Here is a 23,981-nt window from a genome sequence, read left to right as displayed (position 1 = left end):
GGAGGCACGTGAATGAATATAAAAGAGATTGGAAAGACAATTCTTTATTTTTTGATATTGGTGGTCATCTTGTTTGGTTTGCGGCATTATGTTTTTACGCCAGTAGTGGTTAAGGGGGATTCAATGGATCCAACATTGGTAGATGGTGAACGAGTAATCGCATTGAAAAATACCGAAGTCAAACGTTTTGATATCGTGACTTTCCCAGCCCCTGATGATCCGGGAAAAAATTATATCAAACGTGTGATTGGTTTGCCTGGAGATACCATAGAATATAAAAATGATCAGCTGTATATCAACGGAAAAAAAGTTGCTGAGCCCTACTTAGATGAATTCAAAAAAGAACTGACGGATGATCAACCCCTTACTTATGATTTCAATTTAAAAGATCTCTTTGGTGCAGAAAAAGTTCCCGCTGGTGAGTTATTTGTTCTAGGGGACAATCGGCGTATCTCAAAAGATAGTCGAATCATTGGAATGATCCAGGAAAAGAATATTATGGCCGATGTAAAATTTGTCTTTTGGCCCTTAGACCGGTTTGGAACAATAGACTAGCAATTTGCTAGTCTATTTTTGTGAGTTGCTGTGCAGAGTTTGAGATTTTTTAATTTTTTATACCATTTTTTGATTCGCTCAGATTCATGCGTTGTTTTACTTGAACTGTTATAATAAACGAGAAATGAAAATATAGAAAAGAGGGGAAACAATGCCGTTACAATTTTTATTAGGTGCTGGACAGACGGACGCGAAGGAACGCATGATCCAATTGGCGCAAAGCTGGTTGGAAAAGAACCCGGCCAACCACGTGTTTTTCTTAGTCCCCAATTACAATAAATTTGAACAAGAGATCAATCTTTTGTCTGCCATGAAAAAAAATACTCACGATTCTGAGTTCAGTACGATTCGAACACAGGTTTTTAGTTTTCAACGTTTAGCGTGGTATTTTTTACAGCGAGATGGACAAGTTCCAGGAAATATTTTATCAGATGCTGGGAATGCCATGATTTTACGAAAGGTTCTACAAGATTTACAAGAAGAACTAACGATTTTTCGTGGAGAGGTTAATAAAACGGGCTTTATCCAACAATTGTTGGGTTTTTATCAAGAGATGCAAGTTGGCAATGTCTTAGTAGAGGATCTAGCGGTGAGCGAAAATGATCCTGATCAAGCGCTAAAGCTGAAAGACTTGAAGAGAGTTTTCAGTAAATATGAAGAAGCGCTAATCACATATCAAGTAGCTAACGAAGATCCTTTACTATTGTTGGAAAATTATTTGACACAACAGAAATTATCAGGGGATCTGTTTATCGTGAGCGGGTTTACCCGTTTCAACGCCCGCGAACTAAGTGTACTCAATGCCTTGATGACTTGCGGTGAGTTGACGGTAGCTTTGGAATTGGATCGGGCATATCCAAATGAAGAAGCAAATCCTTTGAATTTATTTGCTGATCCTGGGAAAACATATTTTCAATTGAAACAGCGGGCCGATAGTCAGCAGATCCCTGTTCGGCCAGATCAATTTGCTGGCAAACGAGATACTGTTTTTAATCAAGTTAGTGCTTTTTGGGCACAGCAACAAAAAAGTGATCTCTCACAGACAGATCAAATTCAGATGACTAAGTATGCCACAGTTAATGAAGAAATTCGTCAAATCGGTAATCAGATCCGTCATTTAGTGAGCGTGGAGGGGTATCGATATAAGGATATTCAGATTTTACTACGCGATCCGCAAGTCTATAACAGTGTCTTGCCGGATCTTTTCCAAAAACTTGAGATCCCATTTTATTTGGACGAGACGCAAGAAATGGCGGCACATCCGTTAATCGAATTTTTACAGGCACTGTTTCTAATTGATAAATACCATTATCGAATCAATGATATTTTCCGAATGCTCCGTTCGGAATTATTCGCGCCTTTTGATTGGACAACAGAGAACTGGTTTTTAAACCAGCAAGACTATCGTCGGCAGATTGATCAAACAGAAAATCTTTGTTTAGCCTATAATTTTCGTGGTAGTGTGTGGACGAAGGAATCCGATTGGCACTTTGTTGATTACGACTTTGAGGCAGAAGCCTTTAAGGATGCCAAAGCGTTGGAAGAAACGTCTAATCAAGTACGGCGGTCTGTCCAACAAGTATTGCCAGCCTTTTTCAAAAAGATCAAAGATGCAGAAAATGGGTTAGCGGCGGCGACTCTTTTTTATCAATTTTTAGAAACCTGTGGCGTGAAGCGTCAACTGCTTTTCTGGCGTGATCAAGAGGTGGAAAAGGGTGAATTAGACAAAGCCCGCAATCATGAGCAGACATGGCAAGCCTTAATGGATTTGTTAGATGAATATGTGCTGATTTATGGTGCAGATATTTTTGATTGGACGACCTTTCAAGAAATTTTTCTAACCGGTTTGATGAATTTGACTTATGGAAAAATTCCAACGGCGATCGATCAAGTTCGAGTGAATGATTTAGAATTGGCGCGAGTCGATCAAATGAAAGTTACCTTTGCCATCGGGTTGAACGATCATGATTTTCCCGCTCGCTTTGACGATAAGGGGTTATTGTCGGCAGAAGAACGATCAGCCTTTAATCAAAATTTACCAGAAGGAAAATTTTTACCGGAAAACAATAGTTCGAAGGTCAATCGTGAACCTTTCTTAGCTTATTCAGTCTTTTTATCGGCCAGAGAAAAACTTTATTTAAGTGTTGCAACAACAGTCGAGGGAGAAAAGAAATTAGCGATTTCGCCTTTTTTGACACAATTAAGTAAAGGCTTGAATCTACCAGTGATCGAAGCCGAGTCATTAAGTTTGGCGAGTCAGCCGGAAAAACGAATGGGAACGTTGAGAACCTTATTGTCAGATTTGATCCAGCTGAATCGTTTGGCACAAGACGAAAATCGGGCCTTCTTACCAGCTTGGCGTGAGTTACAGAAGTTTATCCAAAATAGTTCACAGGCCCCGCTAGCACAAAAAGTTTTCCAAAGTTTGCAGGAGTTGAATGTTCCACGTGCTTTATTTCCTGAGACAGCACAGCAGCTTTATGGGAAGAATCTTTATGTTTCAGTTTCTCGAATTGAGAATTTTTATAATTGTCAGTATAAGTATTTTGCTAATTTTGGTTTAGGACTGAAGGAGCGGACCGTTTATGGGTTAACACCTGCCGCTGCGGGGGATTTTTATCATGAAGCGCTGGATTATTTTTTCCGGTTGATTAATGAGCAAGGCTTGCGCTTAACGGAACTAACCGAAGCTCAGCGAGTCGCCTTAGCGGATGATGTCTTGAAAGAATTATTTGGCGAATTGAAATTTGCGATTCTTTCCAGCTCCGCGCGCATGAATTATATTCGCTATCAATTGGCAAGAACGATTCAAAAAGTTAGCTGGGGCTTAGTTCAACAAGGCTTGCGCACGAAATTGGAACCGCAAAAAACAGAGATTGTCTTTGGTTCGATTGGTGGTCAAAAAGGCATACCGGGAATTAGTTTGCCTCTTGCTACTGGTGGTGAAGTAGCTATCCGAGGGAAAATTGATCGCTTAGACCAATTAAAAGGTGCAGAATCTGACTGGCTAAGCGTGGTGGACTACAAATCCAGTCCCCACAGTTTCAATGTCGCAGATGCGTATTACGGGATTGCCTTGCAATTGATTACCTATTTAGATGTGGCGATTACCGATTATGGCATGACCAGTGATAAATCAATTAAGCCGGCGGGGGCGTATTATCTTCACGTTCACAATCCAGTTTTGAAAGATCCAAATGCGATTGACAAGGAAACCTTGAAATCGTATCACTATGATGGTTTGTTTGCGAAAGAGCAAGAATTGTATGATCAGTTAGATCACAGCTTGCAGGAGAAGGAAAATTCTTTATTGTTTCCGTTGCGAAAAGACGCTAAAGGACAAACACAGCCGATTTCACAATCGAAAGACAAATTTTACGAACTATCTGAAATCGAATTACTTCGAGAGTTCAACCGACAAAAAATTCAAGCGGCCGGTAATCAAATTGTTTCGGGCGAGATCAAACTGAATCCGACGTATAAGGACAATCAGCGGATCGCTTGTCAGCAATGCCCCTTCCGCAGTGTCTGTAAGTTCGATGTGATGTTGAAGGAAAATAATTACCATCGCTTAGAAAAGCTTTCAAAAGAAGAAGTATTGAGAAGAATGGAGGATGAGCTACATGACAACTAAACATGCAATCCCTCCAAAGGCGCCCAACGAGATGTACACCGATTCCCAATGGCAGGCGATTTACGATCAAGGAACCAATCTTTTAGTTTCGGCTTCGGCTGGGTCTGGCAAAACGGCTGTTTTGGTTCGACGCGTAATTGAAAAAATCAAACGCCAGCAATTATCGGTGGATCAGTTACTAGTCGTAACTTTTACAGAAGCTGCCGCCAGCGAAATGAAGGAACGAATCCAAAGCGCATTGCAAGAAGCCATTAACGAAGAAACCGATCAAGAACAAAAAAATCATTTTACACGGCAATTAACCTTGCTGCCGATGGCTAATATTTCGACTTTGCACGCTTTTTGTTCCAAAGTCATTCAGCGATTCTTCTATTTAATTGATTTAGATCCTAGTTATCGGATGCTGACAGATGAGACGGAGACGATTTTGTTAAAGGAGGACGTCTGGGACGAGCTACGAGAAACGTTCTATGAAGAAAATCAGGAAATTTTTTATCATTTGACTGAAAATTTTTCTAATGACCGCAGCGATAGTGGGTTAGAAGATTTAGTGCTGTCGATGTACAACTTTGCTAGAGCCAATCCGGCGCCTTTTGAGTGGCTAGAAGGGCTGATCGAAAATTATCGCATCAATGATTTAGCTGAATCAGAATTGTATCAGCAAATTATTCGTCCGCAATTATTGAAACGCTTAGACGAGATTCAGCAGACCTATCAATGGTTGATTTCAGATAGCCAAGCTAGTGATGAGCTACAAAAAATCACTGATTTAGCACAAACGGAAGCGGCTATAGTCCAGCAGTTAGAACAGCTTTTGGCGGATAATCAATTAGATGCAGCTTTTACTTTATTTGATGATGTGAGCTTTCCAACCTTTCCTTCTCCGCGGAAAAAAGAGGTGAAGGAGGCTTTCGGTGAGGTGATCACTGAGTGCAAGGAGTATCGGGACCAAGCCAAGAAAAATTTATTGAATGTAAAAGAAATCTACTTTGCCGTTTCACCCGCTGAGCAAATTGAGCGGCTACAAGAAGCATTGCCGATCGTTGAAGAATTGGTTCGTGTGGAGAAACAATTCATCGAAGCTTATTCTGCAGCAAAACGGGAAAAAAGCATGTTGGATTTCAATGATTTAGAACATTTCACTTTGCAGATTTTGCAAGCGGAAGTTGATGGTAAACGACCAGCGGAAGCATATTATCGTCAGCGCTTTGCTGAAGTGTTAGTCGATGAATATCAAGATATCAATCAGCTGCAAGAATCCATTCTCCAACGGTTAAGCAATCAAACTAACGGCAACCTCTTTATGGTAGGAGACGTAAAACAATCGATTTATGGATTTCGTTTGGCTGATCCCACCCTGTTTATTCAAAAGTACCATGATTTTGCCCATGAAGACGGTGGTCGACGAATTATTTTGGCTGAGAATTTCCGTTCACGAAAAGAAGTCTTGGATTTTACGAATCTAGTTTTTACACAACTGATGGATCAGTCGGTCGGACAAATCGAATATGATCAACAGGCGGAGTTAATCAACGGATTTACTGCTTTTCCTGAGACAAAAGAATTTGCTCCGGAATTATTGATTTACCAAAAAGCTTCAGAGGCGCCGGAATGGATCGAAGACAAATCTATGGGGGAAATTTTCATGACTGCCACCAAGATTCGTCAATTGATTGATCAAGGCTTTGAAATTTATGATAAAAAACAAAAAGCAATGCGGCCTTTACAATATGAAGATATTGTTTTGCTGACGCCAACCAAAAGTCATAATTTAACGATCTTAGAAGTTTTTAAACAACTGGAAATCCCTTTAACAATCAACGATACGCAAAACTATTTCCAATCAACTGAACTGCGGATCATGATCTCTTTGTTGCAAATTATTGATAATCCGTACCAGGATATTCCGTTAGCAGCAGTATTACGATCACCGATCGTTGGATTGCAAGAAGAGGAACTAGCAATGGTTCGCCTTGCGTTACCACAGAAAGAATACTATCAAGCGGTTTTACGGTATGCAGAAACAAAAGATGATAGCCTTTCTAAACGGTTAAAGGATTTTCTGGTTGATTTAAATGATTGGCGGGAATTCGCCCGCCGCGAAGCAATCGCTGATTTATTGTTAAAAATTTATAATGAGACAGCCTATTTGGATTATGTTTTAGGTATGCCAGCCGGCCAGCAACGTCACGCGAATCTCTTAGCTTTGATTGAAAGAGCAAAAGATTATGAACGCAGCAGCTTCCGAGGCTTGTATCAATTTATTCGTTTCATTGAAAAGATGCAGGAAAAGGATAAGGATCTAGGTGAGCCGCCAACGGAAGAAATCAGTGACGCGGTTCGAGTCATGACGATTCACGGAAGTAAGGGCCTAGAATTTCCAGTGGTCTTCTTGATGGATATGAGTAAGAGTTTCAATGTTCAAGATACGCAACGAAATTATGTTTTTGATGAGCAGCTAGGCCTAGGTGTAAAACTATTAACCCCCGATACCCGAGTTCGAAAAGAAACACTCCTTTTCCAAATCGTCAAACAAAAAAATCTAAACAAACTGCTGTCAGAGGAAATGCGGAAACTTTATGTGGCTTTGACGCGAGCAGAACAAAAACTATTTTTAGTGGGATCGTATGATGATGAAGAATCAGCCTATAAAAAATGGAGCAAAGCCGCCAGAAACGATTCCGTAGTTTTGGCTGCTGGTTTACGGAATGGGCAACGAGATAGTTTCTTTGATTGGGTTGGAATGACCTTGTTTAGACATGCTCAGATGGATAAATATCAAACAGAATATGTTGTCAATCAAGTCGTGAAAGTGAAGCAACATCCAGCGACCTTTGCTATCGATTTTGTTGAGCCGCAAACAATCGCTGAAGTGGTTCAAGGCTATTTACCAGAAATTAAGACCTTAGAATTACCGCAGGGAACTGTCAATATAGATGCATTGAAAAAGCGCCTACTATTTGAATATCCTTATCCGGAAGCTACGAAAACAACCAGTTATCAATCCGTTTCTGAGTTGAAACGGCTCTATGATGATCCAGATAATCGGCAGACGATGGACATCTCCGATAACGCAATGACCTATCGTTTTACATCTGACGCCCTTAACGAGCCAAAATTTTTAGGTACCCTTCAAGAAGCTTCACCCGCGGAGGTTGGAACCGCTACGCACTTGGTCATGCAATTGTTGCCTTTAACGAAAAGACCAACTGAAACGGAGATTCAGGAATTGATTGCTGAATTAGTCGCACGAAAAACTTTGATGCCTATGGTCGCTGAAAAAATTTCAGTGGAAAGCATTTTACAGTTCTTTGATTCAGGGATTGGCGCATATGTCTTGCAGCATGCAGAAAAATTGCATCGAGAAGAACCTTTTGCGATGTTGCTGCCAGCTGACCAGCTATTTAAGGACTATCAAAATCAAGATGAACTATTGATTCATGGTATTATTGATGGTTATTTGGAATTCGATCATGAGATTCTGTTGTATGATTTAAAAACGGATTTTTATACGCCAGAACGAGAACAACAGCTAGTGGATCGCTATCGAGGACAATTGCATTTGTATAAAGACGCGTTGGAAAAAGCGAAGCACAAGACCGTTTCTTCAACTTTTTTAATCTTTTTGCAAGGCAACAAGGCAATCGATTTGTTAAGAACTCCTAAGCCTTAGGCAAGTTGCACTTATAAAAGGTAAGTAATGTGCTATACTCTCTCTATCGAGGTGAGAATTATGGAACAAGTAGAGGTAATGAACTTTTCACTTTGTCCAAAATTTGAGAAAGGTTTTCAAATTTTAGGCAAAAAATGGAACGGCTTGATTATTGATGTGTTGTTAGAAGGTGGCCCACAAAGATTCGTTGATATTGCTGCGATGATTCCAGAAGTCAGCGATCGAGTGTTGACCGAACGGTTAAAAGAGTTAGAAGCAGAAGGCATCGTAGGTCGAGTAATTGCTTGTGGCAGCCAAAAGCGAATGGACTATTGCTTAACAAATAAAGGGGAAGCCTTAAAAACAGTGATGAATGAGATTCATCAATGGGGCGATACTTGGATTACTGATGAAGAATGTAGTTGATAATTTTTTTGATTTCTTGTAGTATTGGAATAGTCAATTAAATAAATCAAAAAGCGTTGATAGAAAAGAGTAATTTTTCGAAACCTTCAAGGGAATTTCTGCCGTTGACTGGAAGCAGATTAAGGGATTGAAAAATGAAGTTCACTTCTGGAGCTTGTCGAAAGACCGGCAATGTCGTTAAGAATTGAGAGCGTCAAACTGTAGTTTGGCGAATTAGGATGGTACCGCGAGACCTCGTTCCTTTATAAAGGAGCGAGGTCTCTTTGTCTGTTTTTCTCAAAAAGAGTTAATTGTGAATGTTAAAATAAGTACTAAATTAATGAATCCGATAATTTTTAAAAGTTATCTTTTTAAAGCAATAGGGAAAGGAAGAAAATAATGAGTTTACAAGAGCAACTGGAAACATTAAAAAGTCAGACGTTAGCAAAAATTGAAGCGGCAAACGAACTTTCTATCGTTGAAAAAATTCGCGTGGAAACATTAGGTAAAAAAGGCCCCATCACTGAAGTATTACGAGGAATGCGTGACTTATCTGCGGAGGAACGACCAAAAGTCGGAGCCTTTGCTAATGAAATCCGTGATCTCTTAACGGATGCCGTTGAAGAGCGCAAAGCTTCCTTAGCTGAAGCGGCTCTAGAAAAACAATTAGCAGCGGAAGCAATCGACGTGACTTTACCAGGCAAACAAATTTCTCAAGGTACGCGTCATGTCTTGACTCAAATCATGGAAGAAATCGAAGATACTTTTGTTGGTATGGGGTATCAAGTCATTGAAGGAACTGAGATTGAATCCGATCATTATAATTTTGAACGGATGAACTTACCAAAGGATCACCCAGCACGTGACATGCAAGATACGTTCTATATTTCTGATGAAGTCTTATTGCGGACGCATACTTCACCTGTCCAAGCTCGGACAATGGAAAAACATGATTTTTCAAAGGGTGCATTGCGAATGATTTCGCCAGGAAAAGTTTTCCGTCGCGATACCGACGATGCGACCCACAGTCATCAATTCCACCAAATTGAAGGACTTGTCGTTGATAAAGGCATTACGATGGGGGATTTGAAGGGAACTCTGGAAGTATTATTGAAGGAATTATTCGGTGCCGACCGTAAGATTCGCTTACGTCCAAGCTACTTCCCATTTACGGAACCATCTGTCGAAGTCGATGTTAGCTGTTTTAAATGCGGCGGTAAGGGCTGTAATGTTTGTAAATATACCGGCTGGATCGAAATTTTAGGCGCTGGTATGGTTCATCCTGATGTGTTGGAAATGTCTGGGATTGACTCAAAAGAATATTCTGGTTTTGCTTTTGGTTTAGGGCCAGACCGAATCGCGATGCTGCGTTATGGCGTTAATGATATTCGCAATTTCTATCTAAACGATGTTCGTTTCTTGGAACAATTCAAGGGGGAGTAAAAAGCAATGTTAGTTTCATATAAATGGTTAAATGAATATGTCGATGTGAAGGATGTCGCGCCGAAAGAGTTAGCGGATCGTCTTTCATTGACCGGAATCGAAGTTGAAGGGCTAGAATCACCGGAAGATGGTTTGAAAAAAATCGTGGTTGGGGATGTAAAGGAATGCATTCCACACCCTGACTCGGATCACCTTTCGATCTGTCAGGTGGATATCGGTGAAGAAGAATTGTCACAAATCGTTTGTGGCGCGCCGAATATTAAAGCGGGTGTAAAGGTCATTGTGGCATTACCTGGTTCACGAATCGCCGGTAATGTAAAAATTAAAAAAGGCAAAATGCGTGGCCAAGTTTCAAACGGGATGATTTGCTCCTTACAAGAGCTTGGCTTTAGCGATTCGGTAATTCCTAAAGAATTTTCAGATGGCATTTACTATTTACCTGAGGATGCTAAAGTTGGAACGCCGGTTTTTCCTTATTTAGAAATGGACGACACGATCATTGATTTGTCAATCACACCTAATCGTGCCGACGCGTTAAGTATTCGCGGCGTCGCCCATGAAGTAGCGGCTATCTACAATAAAAAAGTTGCTTTTCCGGCTGTCGAATTAAAAGAAGTAGCTGAAAAGGCCAGTGATAAAATCAAAGTGTCTGTAACAGATAAAAAGGATGCTCCTCATTACGAAATCCGTGTGATCGAAGACGTGAAGATCGGACCAAGTCCGCAATGGCTGCAAAATCGTTTAATGAATGAAGGGATTCGTCCAATCAGCAACGTTGTTGACGTAACGAATTACATTTTATTATTATTCGGCCAACCTTTACACGCTTTTGACTATGATAAGCTAGGTAGCCAAGAAATTTTAGTCCGTCGAGCGACGGAATCAGAATCTTTTACTACGCTTGATGGTATCGAACGGACGTTGACCCCTGAAAATATCGTGATTACGAATGGAGAAATTCCGGTTGCCTTAGCAGGAGTCATGGGCGGATTAGATTCAGAGATTTCTGATGAAACAACGACTGTCGCATTAGAAATGGCAATGTTTGATCATACTTCTGTGCGTCGGACTTCTCAAAGTTATAACTTGCGTAGCGAATCTTCCATGCGTTTTGAAAAAGGCATCAACCAAAGTGACATCAGTTTAGCTGGTGAGGTTGCGGCAGCGATGATCGCTGAATTAGCTGGCGGTAAAGTATTGCAAGGGGCTGTCAAAGGCAGTGAGATTCATCCTGAAAATGTTAAAGTCAGTACGACACTCGAAAATGTCAATCGCTTCTTAGGAACAGCGCTGACGCAAGAACAAGTAAATGATATTTTTGCTGCTTTAGGATTTGAATCACAGGTTGAAAACGGGACGACATTCGTCAGCGTACCACCACGTCGTTGGGATATTACAATCGAAGCAGATTTGATGGAAGAAATTGCTCGAATCTATGGCTATAATAACTTACCATCGACTTTACCTGAAGGTCAGACGATTGCCGGCTTTTTAACGGAAACACAAAAAGCGACTAGAAAAGTTCGCAGTCTTTTAGAAGGTGCGGGTCTATCCGAAGCAATCAGCTATGCCTTAACGACCGAAGCCAAAGCACAACAATTTTTATTGAAGGACAGTAAAGTAACTCGTGTTGCTTGGCCAATGAGTGAAGATCGTTCGACAATGCGTTTGAATTTAGTCAGCGGATTATTAGAAGATTTGTCGTACAATGTTGCACGTAAAAATAGTGATGTCGCTCTTTATGAGATCGGTCATGTCTTCTATCAAAACAATGATCCGAAAAAAGATCTGCCAATTGAAGAAAATCACGTGGCGATTGCCGTTACCGGCAATGCGACGAATAAATCTTGGTCAAATAAACCGGTAGCCTATGATTATTTCACGGTCAAGGGAATGGTGGAAGCATTGATTGAAGGTTTAGGATTAAGCGGAGCAATCACGTATAAAGCAACTCAGTTGAAAGAAATGCACCCTAGCCAAACGGCGGGCATCTATCTTGATGAAAAATTGATCGGCTTTGTCGGTCAAGTCCATCCTAAGATTGCTTCAAGTTATGAATTGAAATCAGTCTTTGTAGCGGAGTTGAATTTGGAAGCATTGATTGAGCAGGAGAAGACACCGTTAGTCTTTGAAGCTGTTTCAAAATATCCAGCAGTTAGCCGTGATATCGCAATGCTAGTCGATGAAAGCAATACGAATGCTGAAATTGCGGAAGTGATGTCTGCAGCCGCTGGAAAATTCTTAGCGAAGTTGCAAGTCTTTGATGTGTATCAAGGCGCGAATATCGAGATTGGAAAGAAATCGATGGCCTACAATTTGACCTTCGTGAATCCCGAAGCGACCTTGACAGATGAAGAAATCAATCGCTTTATGGCAAAAGTAGTTAAAAACTTAGAAGAAAAAATCAATGCAGTGATCCGTTAAGTAACGACAAAAAGGAACAGAGGAATTTTCCTCTGTTCCTTTTTTGTGATTAAAAAATTTCTGCCAACCGAGTCAACTAATAATGTCGCTCTAATAATTGTGTTGCGACGATTTTCAACGCCTCACGACTATTTCCAGCAGGAAGTTGTTGGATCTCACTTAACGCTTTATTGGTGAATTTCTCCGCACAAATTAGTGCACCTGAGCGTCCGCCCGCTTGATCCACATAAGTGGCTAATTGAATTAGCTCGTCTCTTGTCAATGTCTCAGGTGCTTCAAGATAAGGACGTATCATTTCAGGTGCTTGGTCACGGGCGATCAGTAAGGGCAGTGTGAAAATTCCTTGTTGGACATCTGTCAAAATCGGCTTTTGTTCATCTCCATGCTCCAAGGAAAAATTCAAAATGTCATCGTAGATTTGAAAGGCTAGTCCAATGGCAGAACCGATTCGTTTTGCTCGCGCTTGTAGCTGTTTGTCGGCGCCGCCAAAATAGGCTCCTTCTTGGCAGCTTAGACGAATTAATTCGGCTGTCTTCCCGTTAATATTTCTCAAATAATCACCCACAGTTTGATCAGGATTGAAGGTGCAAGTCATTTGCGTCAATTCACCTTGTAAAATCTTTTTCATCGTTTGGGCGTTTTTTAGCAAGAAAGGGGTCTGACTCATGGATTCAGCTAAGAGTTCAAAATAACTAGTATACATAAAATCCCCGGTGTAAACAGCGACATCCTTGCCAAAACGCGATTGGATCGACGCATTGCCGCGGCGAGTAGGCGAGTCATCAATAATATCATCATGGACCAAAGTAGCAGAGTGCAGCAGTTCAAGAGAAGCGGCGACTTTGATTAATTGCTCAGGATCTTTTTCTTCTCCGAAATCAGCGAAAAGAAAAAAGAGCGCCGGACGAATCATTTTTCCTCCAGTAGAAGAAAATTTTGTGATGGCCTCTTCAATCGATTGGTTATTAATAACAAGTCTTTGTGCAATTTCTTGCTTTACTTGAATGAGATTTTTTTTTATTTTAGGGTAATCATTCCAATAGTCTGACATAGGAGCTCCTTCTAACAACGTTTTCAATTCTATTTTAGCCTATGCCCGCTAGAAAAACTACTAGAATGCTCGATTAATATTTCGTGAGAAAAAACACATGAAGGCTAAGCAAATCTTTTGAACTAAAAGTGTAAAAATAGCATAATGAATATGAAAAGAAAATAGTAGAAAGTTGGGTGAAATGAATTTAACCGTTTTCTTGGAGCTCGTGGAGTTTAAAGCGAAGACCGCGAGTGTCCTGCCTTTTTTCATCGGGATTTGTTTTAGTCTGTATAATTTTCACAAATTGCATCTTGGTCTCGTTCTATTATTTTTCATCGCGATGTTTTTATTCAATATGGCGGTGGACATTCTTGACAATTATAACGACTATCACCATGCCACCGAGGTCCACGATTATCGTGAAAAGACCAATATCATCGGTAGAGAAAAATTGGATTTGAAAGTTGTTTTTAATCTAATGGTCGGAATGATTGTGCTTTCGGCGATTATTGGTGTCGGATTATCTATTGTAGTCGGTTGGCCTTTTTTGTTGATGGGTCTGTTCTGTTACGGTGTAGGGATTTTTTATTCCTCTGGGCCGAAGCCGTTGTCTAGTTTGCCTTTAGGGGAATTTTTCTCTGGGATCACGATGGGTTTTATGATTACTTGTTTGTGTGTCTATTTGAATGCCTATGAAGTATTGCAGTGGAATTTTACTACGGTAGGAGAACTGTTTTTGATCTCGTTGCCGAATACTTTGTGGATTGCGAATTTGATGCTGGCGAACAATATCTGCGATTTAGAAGAAGACGAAAAAAACAATCGCTTTACTTTAGTACATTATTTAGGAAAGCAACGATCTCTCGATTTATTTGTCGGTTTGAATATCGGAGCTTTTCTAGCCATTCTATTCTCGGTTTTGGTCGGAATTGCCCCATGGACAATGCTGGGGACTTTTTTTGTGGCGCCATTTGTTTACCAACAAGTTCGCTTATTCTTAGCAAAACAGGTCAAACGAGAGACATTTATTTGTGCAGTTAAGATTTTGGCAGTGGGAGCTTCTGCTCAAGTTGTCAGCTTTGCACTAGCTTTTCTATTTTAATTTTAGAGTCATGATTCATATTAACGAGGAGGAGATACAAAATGAAAGAAATCGTCATTTTAGGAGCGGGCTACGCTGGATTGCGAGCTTTACATGTATTACAAAAATCAGGAGCCGATATTCATATTACGTTAATCGATCGTAATAGCTACCATTACGAGTCTACAAGTCTCCATGAAGTCGCTGCAGGAACACAGAAGGATGAAAAGATTTGTTATGATATTAAAGATGTCGTTGATACTAAAAAAACAACTTTTATCCAAGGCAACGTTGAAAAAATTGATTCTGATAAAAAAGAAGTCTATGTGGATCAAAAAACCTTGTCTTATGATTATTTAATCGTGGCATTAGGTTTCCAATCTGAATCATTTGGGATCCCCGGAGTGAAAGAAAATTCTTTAGAAATGGTGGATGTCAAAACAGCAGATCAAGTTCATAGACACATCATCGAGCAAATGAAGCAGTACAAAGAAACCAAAAATGAAGAATATTTGCGCATTGTGGTTTGCGGTGCCGGCTTTACTGGGATCGAACTGGTCGGGGCACTAGTCGAAGGCAGCAAAGCATTTGCTGATATTGCTGGTGTAAAACCTGAAGACATACAAATTTATTGTGTTGAAGCCGTTGATAAAATCTTGCCAATGTTCAGTGATAGGCTAGGCCAATACTGTCTTAAATATTTAGATAAATGGGATGTTAAACTTTTGACCGGTAAACCTATCAAAAAAGTTGAGCCAGGAGCAGTGGTTTACCAAAATTCAAAAGATAACGAAAATGATTTAGTGGCGCTTAATGCTAAAACAATTATTTGGACTACCGGTGTTAGCGGGAGTCATGTGATTGGTGATTCAGGCTTTGAAGAACGTCGTGGACGGGTAATGGTTAAACCTAATTTGACAGACCCTAAGCATGATGACGTTTATCTGTTAGGAGATGTATCCGCAGTGATGGACCCATCAAGTAACCGTCCGTACCCAACGACTGCCCAGATTGCTTTGAAAATGGGCTCTTATGCCGGCAAGGATATCTTGAACCAAATGAAAGGCAAACCGAGTGAGCCCTTCTCATTCAAATCTTTAGGATCCGTTGCTTCTATTGGTAATACGCATGCTTTTGGTGTGGTAGGTAAAACGGAAGTGACCGCGTATCCGGCGTCTTTCATTAAAAAAGCCATCATGGACCGTTCGTTATTCGAAACAGGTGGGATTAAAGAGGTTATGTCAAAGGGACGTTTTGATTTATATCATTAAGTCGAATATTTTTTTACACTCGTGAATCAGTTCGCGGGTGTTTTTTTCGGCTTCTTTTGCTATAGTTTTAAATAGAAGTAAAAGTGAAGGGTGTTTGATTTTGAAAAAGGGAATATTGTTAGTCAATCTAGGTACACCGGAAAGTCCCACGCCAGAAGCTGTCAAAAGCTATTTAGCTGAATTTCTCTCTGATCGGCGGGTAATTAATTGGCCCCGCAGTCTTTGGCTGCCAATTCTTCATGGCATTGTCTTACAAGTGCGGCCAAAAAAATCTGCCAAGGCTTATCAAAAGATTTGGCAAACAGAGGGTTCACCATTGTGGGTTTATACGAAAAAACAAGCAGAGCTGCTACAAGCACAAATGCCAGATAGAATCGTACGGTTTGCGATGACCTATGGCAAGCAGGGCATTCAAGAAACAATCCATGAAATGAAGAGTTTAGGTATGACAGAATTGTTTATTCTACCATTGTACCCACAATATTCAGAGACAACGGTAGCACCAATCTATGATCAAGTTAGTCGGATGTATCAAAAAGATGCGGAAATTCCTCACCTTAAGATTTCGAGTTCCTTTTATGACCATGAAGGGTACTTAGATCTATTAGCAGAAAATCTAAAACAGCGCTTGACTGAAAACGCGTTTGATATGATTCTATTTTCCTATCATGGCATTCCAGTTTCCACTGTTGAACGTGGCGACCCTTATGAAGCGCAATGTCAGCATACTACTAAAAAGGTGATGGAAAGAATTGGTAACGTTCCTTATATCCATACTTATCAATCAAAATTTGGTCCGGGTCAATGGTTGACGCCGATGACTTGCGAAACGTTGAAAGCATTACCGAGTCAAAATGTTAAAAATGTTTTAGTCATCACCCCAGGTTTTGTCGCCGATTGTTTAGAAACAATCGAAGAGATTAATGCAGAAAATCGGGGCTATTTTATGGAAAATGGTGGGACCCGTTTCGAATACGTCCAGCCGTTCAATGATACGCTGGCCTTCACCAAAGTTTTGCAATCTATAATAGAAGGAAATTAAAAACGCTGAGGCAGAGGAACTGTCTCAGCGTTTTTTTGATCTAAATAAGTTTAAGCAAAATAATTAATACCCATTGCTTGTTTCACTTCGGCTAAGGTTTGGGCTGCCACTGCTTGGGCCTTTTCACTGCCGATTTTCAAAATTTTCATGACTGCTTCTGGATCTTTGGCAAATTCTTCTCTTCGTGCACGAATGGGTCCAAACTCAGCTTCTAAGACTTCAATTAAATAACGTTTAATCTTTACGTCACCAAGGCCACCGTGGCGATAATGCTCTTTTAACTCAGCGATTTTTTCTTTATCCGTTCCGAAAACATCTAGGTAGGTAAAGACCATATTACCTTCTACTTGGCCAGGGTCTTCGACATGTATATGATTTGGATCGGTATACATACTCATCACTTTTTTTGCTAACACATCGGCAGGATCAGCAATATAAATCCCATTGCCTAATGACTTACTCATCTTTCCATTGCCATCGATGCCCGGTAAACGTCCCATGCCTTTTTCCGGGAAGACGCCTTTAGGCTCGATCAAGACCTCGCCATAAGTATGATTGAAGCTTTGGACGATTTCTTGGGTTTGCTCCAGCATTGGTTTTTGATCTTCGCCTACAGGAACGAGATTCGCTTTGAAAGCGGTAATATCTGAAGCCTGTGAAACGGGATAGATGAAGAAACCAGTCGGAACACTTTCACCAAATTTCTTTTGTTCGATTTCTGATTTCACGGTTGGATTGCGACGCACACGTCCGACACTGACTAAGTTGAGATAGTACATGGTCAATTCTGCCAACTCAGGAATTTGCGATTGAATAAAAAGATTGGAACGTTTTGGATCTAAGCCGACAGCCAAATAATCAAGGGCGACTTGTAAGACGTTGGATGAAACTTTCTCTGGATTTTTTGCATTATCCGTCAATGCCTGCATGTCAGCAATCATGATGAATAATTTATTTTCGGGATCTTCTTGCATCAGTACGCGATTTTTTAGCGAACCTACGTAATGTCCTAAATGTAATTGCCCGGTTGGACGATCACCAGTTAAAATGATGTTTTTCATTAACTCACCTTTTCGTAAAATTTCTTTCAATAGTCTCTTCAAATACTACCTTTTTTTTCTTCTCATGACAACTCTTATAAAGTATTCCTTCAAATCAGATAAAGACCACATGTCAAAAAATATCACATAAACATGCTAAGAGCTGGAATATTTTTTTTCAACGTTGAGTTTTTTTCTTTACAAATTAAAAAAACTTAGCTTATAATGAGACTTATCTTGCGAAAATTAGAAAATTATAAGAATGGAATAGGGGTGGTTAGACATGCCAATGGTTGAATTTAAGCATGTAGAAAAGTATTACGGAAAGTTTCATGCCTTGAAAAATATTAATTTAACCTTTGAAAAAGGGGAAGTCGTTGTAGTGATTGGGCCATCTGGTTCTGGAAAAAGCACCATGCTACGCTGTATTAACGGGCTTGAAGACATCACTTCTGGCGAACTACTAGTGAATGAGAAGAATTTACATAGTAAAGAAGTCAAGCTAAAAGAAATTCGGAAAAATATCGGAATGGTCTTTCAGCATTTTAATTTATATCCTAATAAAACCGCGTTAGAAAATATTACGTTGGCTCCAATCAAAGTTTTGAAACAATCGTCTCAAGAAGCTACTAAAGTAGCTGAAAAATTGTTAGACCGAGTAGATATGTTAGATAAGAAGGACTCTTATCCCTCCATGTTATCCGGTGGACAGCAGCAACGAATCGCCATCGCTCGTGGCTTAGCGATGAATCCCGATTTGCTGCTTTTTGATGAGCCGACCTCAGCTCTCGATCCAGAAATGATCGGTGATGTACTGAACGTCATGAAAAAAATTGCCAGAGATGGTATGTCCATGATCGTCGTGACCCATGAAATGGGGTTCGCTAAAGAAGTGGCGGACCGCATTATTTTTATGGCGGAAGGGGAAGTTTTAGAAGATACTAGAGATGTTAAAGGCTTCTTTGACAAGCCGCAAGACGAGCGGGCGCAACAGTTTGTAAGCAAAGTAATCAATCATTAGGAGGCGGCTTTATGTTAAAAATAAAAAAAATCGTCTCCTTTCTATTCCTTTCACTACTTGTCGCGGCTGTATTGTCAGGATGTAAGGGAGAGAGTGTCGCCAATGAAAATATTGCGACACGAATCAAAGAAGAACCCGTGATTACTTGGGGCGTGAAATATGATACCCGCCTTTTCGGCATGATGGACATTAAGACCCGTAAAGTTGAAGGGTTTGATATTGACATTGCTAAAGCTATCACGAAAGAAATTTTAGGCAAGGATGGCCAAGCAGAATTTGTCGAAGTGACTTCGAAGACCCGGATTCCTTTATTAAAAAATGGAAATATCGATGCCATTATCGCGACGATGACAATCACGGAGGATCGCAAAAAACAAGTTGATTTCTCTGATATTTACTTTGATGCGGGACAGTCTTTATTGGTTAAAAAGGACAGCCATATTAAAAATATCAAGGATCTGACCAGTGAAGATACAGTGTTAGCGGTTAAAGGTTCAACTTCAACAATTAACATCCGGAAGCATGCGCCTGACGCAAAAATTTTGGAACTGGAAAATTATGCCGAAGCGTTTACTGCTTTACAATCGGGACAAGGTCAAGCGATGACCACCGATAACGCGATCCTTTTAGGGATGGCTTCAGAAAATGACGATTATCAATTGACTGGTGGAACGTTTACGAATGAACCGTATGGAATCGCCATCAACAAAGGCCAAGATGCGTTCTTAAAAGAAGTTAATAGAGCTTTACACAAGATGCACGACAATGGAACGTATAATCAAATTTTTGAAAAATGGTTTCCGAAAGATGCAGAAGGTCGTGCGGAAAAGGGGGCGCAATTTTAATGGCGAATTTATTTCAAACGTACTCGGCTGACTTTTTCAACGGCTTTAAATACACGTTATACGCTAGTTTATTGGCGCTTGTTTTCAGCTTGATTATTGGGACTTTGATGGCTATTTTACAGCTGTCTCACAATGGAATCATTCGACGATTGGCAAAGTCCTATGTTGCATTCTTCCGAAATATTCCATTGTTGATCATCGTCATGTTCTTTTATGTCGTCGCACCTATGTATTTTTACAGCTTTGACGGTTTCCAAGCAGGGACGATTGGCTTGACGATCTATACTTCCGCTTTTATCGCAGAGACTGTTCGTTCGGGAATCCAGACGGTACCAAAAGGTCAAACAGAGGCGGGATTGTCTGCAGGTTTTTCTTATGCCGAGACGATGCGCTATATTGTCTTACCGCAGGCGTTTAAAATTGTGATTCCGCCGTTAGGGAATCAGTTTATCAATTTGATCAAAAACTCTTCAATCTTAGCGATGGTTGCTGGGTTAGACTTGATGTACCAAGGAGACCTGATCGCCAGCAATACTTTTAACACATTTGACACGTATATTATTGTTGGATTGTTCTATTTAGTTTTAACGCTACCATTGTCTTATCTAATGAACTTTTTGGATAAGCGCTGGTCGAAGGCCTAGAAAGGAAGGGATGAAGTGGATATGAGTGGAGCTTTTTCATGGATTAATATGCGATTCCTTTTAGATGGGCTGTGGGTGACGATTCAAGTCTCTGTGGTTTCGATTATTTTTAGTATGATTCTCGGTGGGATTGCGGGAACGGTCCGTTATAGTGGTATTCCAGTCTTATCAAAAATTGTTGGATTAATTGTTGATATCATTCGAAACCTGCCGCTACTGTTAATTATTTTCTTTACTTATTTTGCATTGCCTCAGATTGGAATCAAGCTAAATATCTTTTGGGCTGCAGTAGCTGCCCTAACAATTTTTGAATCAGCAATGCTGTCAGAGATCTTCCGAGCGGGATTGAACGCTGTGCCTAGTGGACAAACAGAAGCGGGAATGTCTTCTGGGTTAACGTATGTTCAGACCTTAACGTTGATCATCATGCCCCAAGCCTTTAAATCAATGCTGCCGGCAATTTTGAGCCAGCTAATCTCGTTGATTAAGGACACGTCATTGGCAGTAATCATCTCCTTGCCAGAGCTGATGCACAACGCCAAAATTGTTTACGGACAAAATACTAATTATGTAATCCCAATGTTTATTGCTATGACAGCAATGTATTTTGTGGTTTGTTATATGCTGTCACTTTTATCAAGTGTTTTAGAGTCCAGCAAATATAATTATTAAAAAAACGGCCTTTCCATAGGAAGGGCCGTTTTTTTTATTCTTCTTTTTCTTTTTCAGTTTGTTCCTCGGTTTCTTTCATCGCTGGATCTTCATAGACTGCACCGGCTTGTGTTTTACCTAGTTTTTCTAGCATGCTAGGTTCTTCTTTATCGTTGTCTTTGTCTTTCTTTATTTCTGTTTCGTGTTCTGTGTTTTTGACTGCGGGGTCTTCATTACGTATACCGGCTGAAACTTTTCCTAGATTTTCGGCTAAATTTTCGGTTCGTTCATTCTTATCCATTTTCATCCACCTCTCTCAATTTAAGTGTAGCACCATTTGATTTAGCTGCAAAAGGAAACGCTTTTTCGTGACGAGATTCTAGGGCTTGAAATATTTTGCTAAAAAGTGGAGAATAAGGTGATACTTTGAAGTAGATAGGGTGAGTGCATTGTCTAACGAAAGACCAATTGGATTTATAGATTCTGGTGTTGGCGGTTTGACGGTTGTAAAAGAAGCGATGCGTCAATTACCAAATGAAGAAATTTTATACGTTGGGGATACGGCACGCTGTCCTTATGGCCCCAGACCCCCAAAACAAGTCATTGAGTTTACTTGGCAAATGACTCGTTTTTTATTGAAGAAAAATATTAAAATGTTAGTGATTGCTTGTAATACCGCAACAGCAGTGGCATTGGAAGAAATCAAAAAGAGTGTGGATATTCCAGTAATTGGTGTAATCCAGCCTGGTGCTCGTGCGGCATTAAAAGCAAGCAAATACAGCCGTGTCGGCGTGATCGGCACTTTAGGAACGGTCAAAAGTGACTCTTACAAAAATGAACTACAGGAAAAAGCGCCTGAGACATATGTGAGTAGTTTAGCTTGTCCCAAATTTGTTCCCGTTGTCGAAAGTAATCAATTCGAAAGCTCCGTCGCGAAGAAAATTGTTTCTGAAACATTAAAACCTTTAAAATTAGAGAATTTGGATACGTTGATTTTAGGCTGTACCCATTATCCGTTGCTGCGTCCAATCATTCAAAACGTAATGGGACAGCAAATAACCTTGATTGATTCTGGTGCGGAAACGGTTAACGATGTCAGCACCTTACTAGATTATTTTAATTTGAATAATTATGAACAAACAAATCAAAAAGCGCGGACTTTTTATACAACAGGATCGCCTAAAATGTTTAAAGATATCGCCCATGAATGGCTGCAAATTGAAAATCTAGATGTTTCCCATATCAATTTAGGAGAATAAGTGATTTATGCAGTCTTTCTTATAAGAATTAGGAGGAAAATAATTTGCGTCATGATGGAAGAAGTGTCCAACAATTAAGATCAATAACAATTGAGACAAACGTGTTTAAGCACCCTGAAGGTTCCGTAGTGATCGCTTTTGGTGACACGAAGGTGATTTGTTCGGCGACTTTGGAAGACTCCGTGCCGCCGTTTCTACGTGGTAGTGAGACAGGCTGGGTCACCGCAGAATACAGCATGTTGCCACGGGCAACAAATACTCGTAACCGCCGAGAGAGTGCGAAGGGAAAATTAAGCGGTCGTACGATGGAAATCCAACGTTTGATCGGTCGTTCCTTACGAGCAGTCATTGATTTAGAAAAATTAGGTGAACGAAGCATTATTGTGGATTGTGATGTGATCCAAGCAGACGGTGGTACACGAACAGCGAGTATTACCGGTGGATTTGTTGCTTTGCGCATAGCGATCAATAAATTATTAGCCAGTGGAGAGTTAACGGAAGATCCAATTAAGGAACATTTAGCAGCTATCAGCGTTGGTATTTTACCTGACGGGACTGTAGTGACTGACTTGGATTATCAAGAGGATTCTGCTGCTGCGGTGGATATGAATCTAGTCATGACTGAATCAGGCCGCTTTGTTGAGATTCAGGGAACAGGGGAAGAAGCGACCTTTGATGATACCGAATTGAATGCGTTGATTTTACACGGTAAAACAGCAATTGAAGAATTAATTGCTGAACAAAAAACGGCGCTCTATGAAGCGGTAGAGTCTACTGAAGATAGAACCATCGTGATCGCTACGAGAAATCCAGGAAAAGCGAAAGAATTCGCCGCGATATTTGCTAAAGATGGGTATCAAGTCAAAACGTTATTGGATTATCCAGAGCTGCCAGACGTCGAGGAAACCGGTAAGACCTTTGAAGAAAACGCCCGCTTAAAAGCCGAAACGATCGCTCAGCTGATTCAACAGCCAGTCTTAGCCGATGATTCGGGTCTAGCTGTTGACGCCTTAAATGGTATGCCCGGCATCTTTTCTGCCCGCTTTGCAGGTGAACGGAAAAGTGATGCTGCAAATAACGCGAAGCTGTTGCATGAATTGACCGATGTGCCAGACGAGCAGCGAACCGCGCATTTTCATTGCACCTTAGTTTTTGCGGCACCACAAAAAGAAAGCTTGGTAGTTGAGGCGGATTGGAATGGTCGAATTGGCCGCATTCCTCGAGGGGATAACGGCTTTGGCTATGATCCATTATTTATCGTGCCGGAATTAAATAAAACCTCTGCTGAATTGACAGGGGAAGAAAAGAATCAGCTTAGTCATCGAGGAATGGCTGTGAGAAAGCTAGAAAAAGTTTGGAAGAACTGGTTGGAGGAAAATGAATGAAATATTTAGTCGTTAGTGACAATCACGGTGATCGTAATATTTTGGTAGAGATCGTTAATCGATATGTCGGAACAGTGGATCATATGTTTCATTGTGGAGATTCAGAACTGAAAGCTAGTGATGAGCTGTGGGAACACTTTACAGTTGTCAGCGGAAATTGTGATTATGACCCGGAATACAAAATGGAACAAGTTGTAACTATTGGACAAGATGTGATCTACGTGACGCATGGACATCGGTCAAATGTGCGGTTTGGTTTGACGACGTTATCCTTGCAAGCACAAGAAGCGGGCGCGAACATTGCATTATTCGGACACATTCATCAAGCCGTTGCAGAAATGGATAAAAAACGGCTGTTTGTGAATCCCGGCAGTATTTCTCAGCCACGAGGACCAGTACAAATTCCTAGCTATGCAATCATCGACAGTGAAGAGGCTGGGTACCATATTCAATTTTATAACCGCGCCCATCAAGTCATTGAGGAACTGGCTGCGGATTTTTCTAGATAGTTTGTAATTTTTATTTAATATTTACAAAAATAACGCTTTCCTTTTTTAGGTAAGGTAAAATGAAATTGAGTAAATGAGAACGGAGGC

General features: G+C 40.4%; 19 protein-coding genes and 1 other annotated feature. Of the genes, 16 read left to right on the top strand and 3 right to left on the bottom strand.

What is annotated here, in order from left to right:
- Window positions 1-12: 12 nt before the first annotated feature.
- From lepB to pheT, 6 genes are all read left to right on the top strand, one after another.
- Complete coding sequence (lepB, locus tag FFM67_RS06940; protein WP_137613849.1) at window positions 13-555, top strand: signal peptidase I; 543 nt, start codon at window positions 13-15, stop codon at window positions 553-555.
- A 151-nt stretch (window positions 556-706) separates the two neighbouring features.
- Window positions 707-4,189, top strand: a complete 3,483-nt coding sequence (locus FFM67_RS06935; protein ID WP_137613848.1) for a PD-(D/E)XK nuclease family protein — start codon at window positions 707-709, stop codon at window positions 4,187-4,189.
- On the top strand, window positions 4,179-7,862 hold the full coding sequence (gene addA, locus FFM67_RS06930) for a helicase-exonuclease AddAB subunit AddA (protein WP_137613847.1): 3,684 nt from the start codon (window positions 4,179-4,181) through the stop codon (window positions 7,860-7,862). The genes FFM67_RS06935 and addA overlap by 11 nt, the downstream gene beginning before the upstream one ends.
- 60 nt (window positions 7,863-7,922) lie before the next feature.
- On the top strand, window positions 7,923-8,267 hold the full coding sequence (locus tag FFM67_RS06925) for a winged helix-turn-helix transcriptional regulator (RefSeq protein WP_137613846.1): 345 nt from the start codon (window positions 7,923-7,925) through the stop codon (window positions 8,265-8,267).
- A gap of 47 nt (window positions 8,268-8,314) precedes the next feature.
- Window positions 8,315-8,512, top strand: a binding site (T-box leader).
- A gap of 133 nt (window positions 8,513-8,645) precedes the next feature.
- A complete protein-coding gene (pheS, locus tag FFM67_RS06920; protein ID WP_137613845.1) occupies window positions 8,646-9,689 on the top strand; it encodes a phenylalanine--tRNA ligase subunit alpha in 1,044 nt (347 codons plus the stop codon).
- 6 nt (window positions 9,690-9,695) lie between these two features.
- Complete coding sequence (gene pheT, locus FFM67_RS06915; protein WP_137613844.1) at window positions 9,696-12,113, top strand: phenylalanine--tRNA ligase subunit beta; 2,418 nt, start codon at window positions 9,696-9,698, stop codon at window positions 12,111-12,113.
- Window positions 12,114-12,189: 76 nt separating this feature from the next.
- Here the strand turns inward: pheT and FFM67_RS06910 are convergent, their stop codons facing one another.
- Complete coding sequence (locus FFM67_RS06910; RefSeq protein WP_137613843.1) at window positions 12,190-13,164, bottom strand: polyprenyl synthetase family protein; 975 nt, start codon at window positions 13,162-13,164, stop codon at window positions 12,190-12,192.
- 181 nt (window positions 13,165-13,345) lie between these two features.
- Between FFM67_RS06910 and FFM67_RS06905 the strand changes: the two genes are divergently transcribed.
- The 3 genes from FFM67_RS06905 (at window position 13,346) to hemH (ending at window position 16,540) form a co-directional block, all read left to right on the top strand.
- Window positions 13,346-14,248 (top strand): prenyltransferase, encoded by a 903-nt coding sequence (locus FFM67_RS06905; RefSeq protein ID WP_137613842.1) that lies wholly within the window; start codon window positions 13,346-13,348, stop codon window positions 14,246-14,248.
- Between the two features lie 41 nt (window positions 14,249-14,289).
- Window positions 14,290-15,498, top strand: coding sequence for an NAD(P)/FAD-dependent oxidoreductase (locus tag FFM67_RS06900; RefSeq protein WP_137613841.1), 1,209 nt, complete (start codon window positions 14,290-14,292; stop codon window positions 15,496-15,498).
- A 100-nt stretch (window positions 15,499-15,598) separates the two neighbouring features.
- Window positions 15,599-16,540: a ferrochelatase gene (hemH, locus tag FFM67_RS06895; RefSeq protein ID WP_307723247.1), complete on the top strand. Its 942-nt coding sequence runs from the start codon at window positions 15,599-15,601 to the stop codon at window positions 16,538-16,540.
- Window positions 16,541-16,590: 50 nt separating this feature from the next.
- Here hemH and trpS read toward each other — a convergent pair whose 3' ends face one another.
- On the bottom strand, window positions 16,591-17,601 hold the full coding sequence (trpS, locus tag FFM67_RS06890; protein WP_137613839.1) for a tryptophan--tRNA ligase: 1,011 nt from the start codon (window positions 17,599-17,601) through the stop codon (window positions 16,591-16,593).
- Window positions 17,602-17,863: 262 nt separating this feature from the next.
- On the opposite strand from trpS, the gene FFM67_RS06885 reads away from it, so the two are divergent.
- The 4 genes from FFM67_RS06885 to FFM67_RS06870 are packed head-to-tail and all read left to right on the top strand — an operon-like array spanning window position 17,864 to window position 20,762.
- Window positions 17,864-18,601 carry an amino acid ABC transporter ATP-binding protein gene (locus FFM67_RS06885; RefSeq protein ID WP_137613838.1) on the top strand — a complete coding sequence of 246 codons (738 nt, stop codon included), beginning with the start codon at window positions 17,864-17,866 and terminating at the stop codon, window positions 18,599-18,601.
- A gap of 11 nt (window positions 18,602-18,612) precedes the next feature.
- Window positions 18,613-19,446 (top strand): transporter substrate-binding domain-containing protein, encoded by an 834-nt coding sequence (locus FFM67_RS06880; protein WP_137613837.1) that lies wholly within the window; start codon window positions 18,613-18,615, stop codon window positions 19,444-19,446.
- Window positions 19,446-20,090 (top strand): amino acid ABC transporter permease, encoded by a 645-nt coding sequence (locus FFM67_RS06875; RefSeq protein WP_137613836.1) that lies wholly within the window; start codon window positions 19,446-19,448, stop codon window positions 20,088-20,090. The genes FFM67_RS06880 and FFM67_RS06875 overlap by 1 nt, the downstream gene beginning before the upstream one ends.
- 15 nt (window positions 20,091-20,105) lie before the next feature.
- Entirely contained in the window at window positions 20,106-20,762 is a 657-nt protein-coding gene (locus FFM67_RS06870) for an amino acid ABC transporter permease (protein ID WP_137613835.1), read from the top strand.
- A gap of 34 nt (window positions 20,763-20,796) precedes the next feature.
- Here FFM67_RS06870 and FFM67_RS06865 read toward each other — a convergent pair whose 3' ends face one another.
- Window positions 20,797-21,042 (bottom strand): hypothetical protein, encoded by a 246-nt coding sequence (locus tag FFM67_RS06865; protein ID WP_137613834.1) that lies wholly within the window; start codon window positions 21,040-21,042, stop codon window positions 20,797-20,799.
- 148 nt (window positions 21,043-21,190) lie between these two features.
- On the opposite strand from FFM67_RS06865, the gene racE reads away from it, so the two are divergent.
- Genes racE through FFM67_RS06850 form a run of 3 tightly spaced genes read left to right on the top strand, consistent with a single transcriptional unit; the run spans window position 21,191 to window position 23,894 of the window.
- Window positions 21,191-22,000, top strand: a complete 810-nt coding sequence (gene racE, locus FFM67_RS06860) for a glutamate racemase (RefSeq protein ID WP_137613833.1) — start codon at window positions 21,191-21,193, stop codon at window positions 21,998-22,000.
- A gap of 44 nt (window positions 22,001-22,044) precedes the next feature.
- Complete coding sequence (rph, locus tag FFM67_RS06855) at window positions 22,045-23,385, top strand: ribonuclease PH (protein WP_137613832.1); 1,341 nt, start codon at window positions 22,045-22,047, stop codon at window positions 23,383-23,385.
- Window positions 23,382-23,894: a metallophosphoesterase gene (locus FFM67_RS06850; protein ID WP_137613831.1), complete on the top strand. Its 513-nt coding sequence runs from the start codon at window positions 23,382-23,384 to the stop codon at window positions 23,892-23,894. The genes rph and FFM67_RS06850 overlap by 4 nt, the downstream gene beginning before the upstream one ends.
- Window positions 23,895-23,981: the final 87 nt, after the last annotated feature.

The organism is Enterococcus viikkiensis (genome assembly GCF_005405345.1).
Lineage (GTDB): Bacteria > Bacillota > Bacilli > Lactobacillales > Enterococcaceae > Enterococcus_A > Enterococcus_A viikkiensis.
The sequence above is the reverse complement of the archived record's forward strand: the minus strand, read 5'-3'. Positions and strand labels throughout refer to the sequence as shown.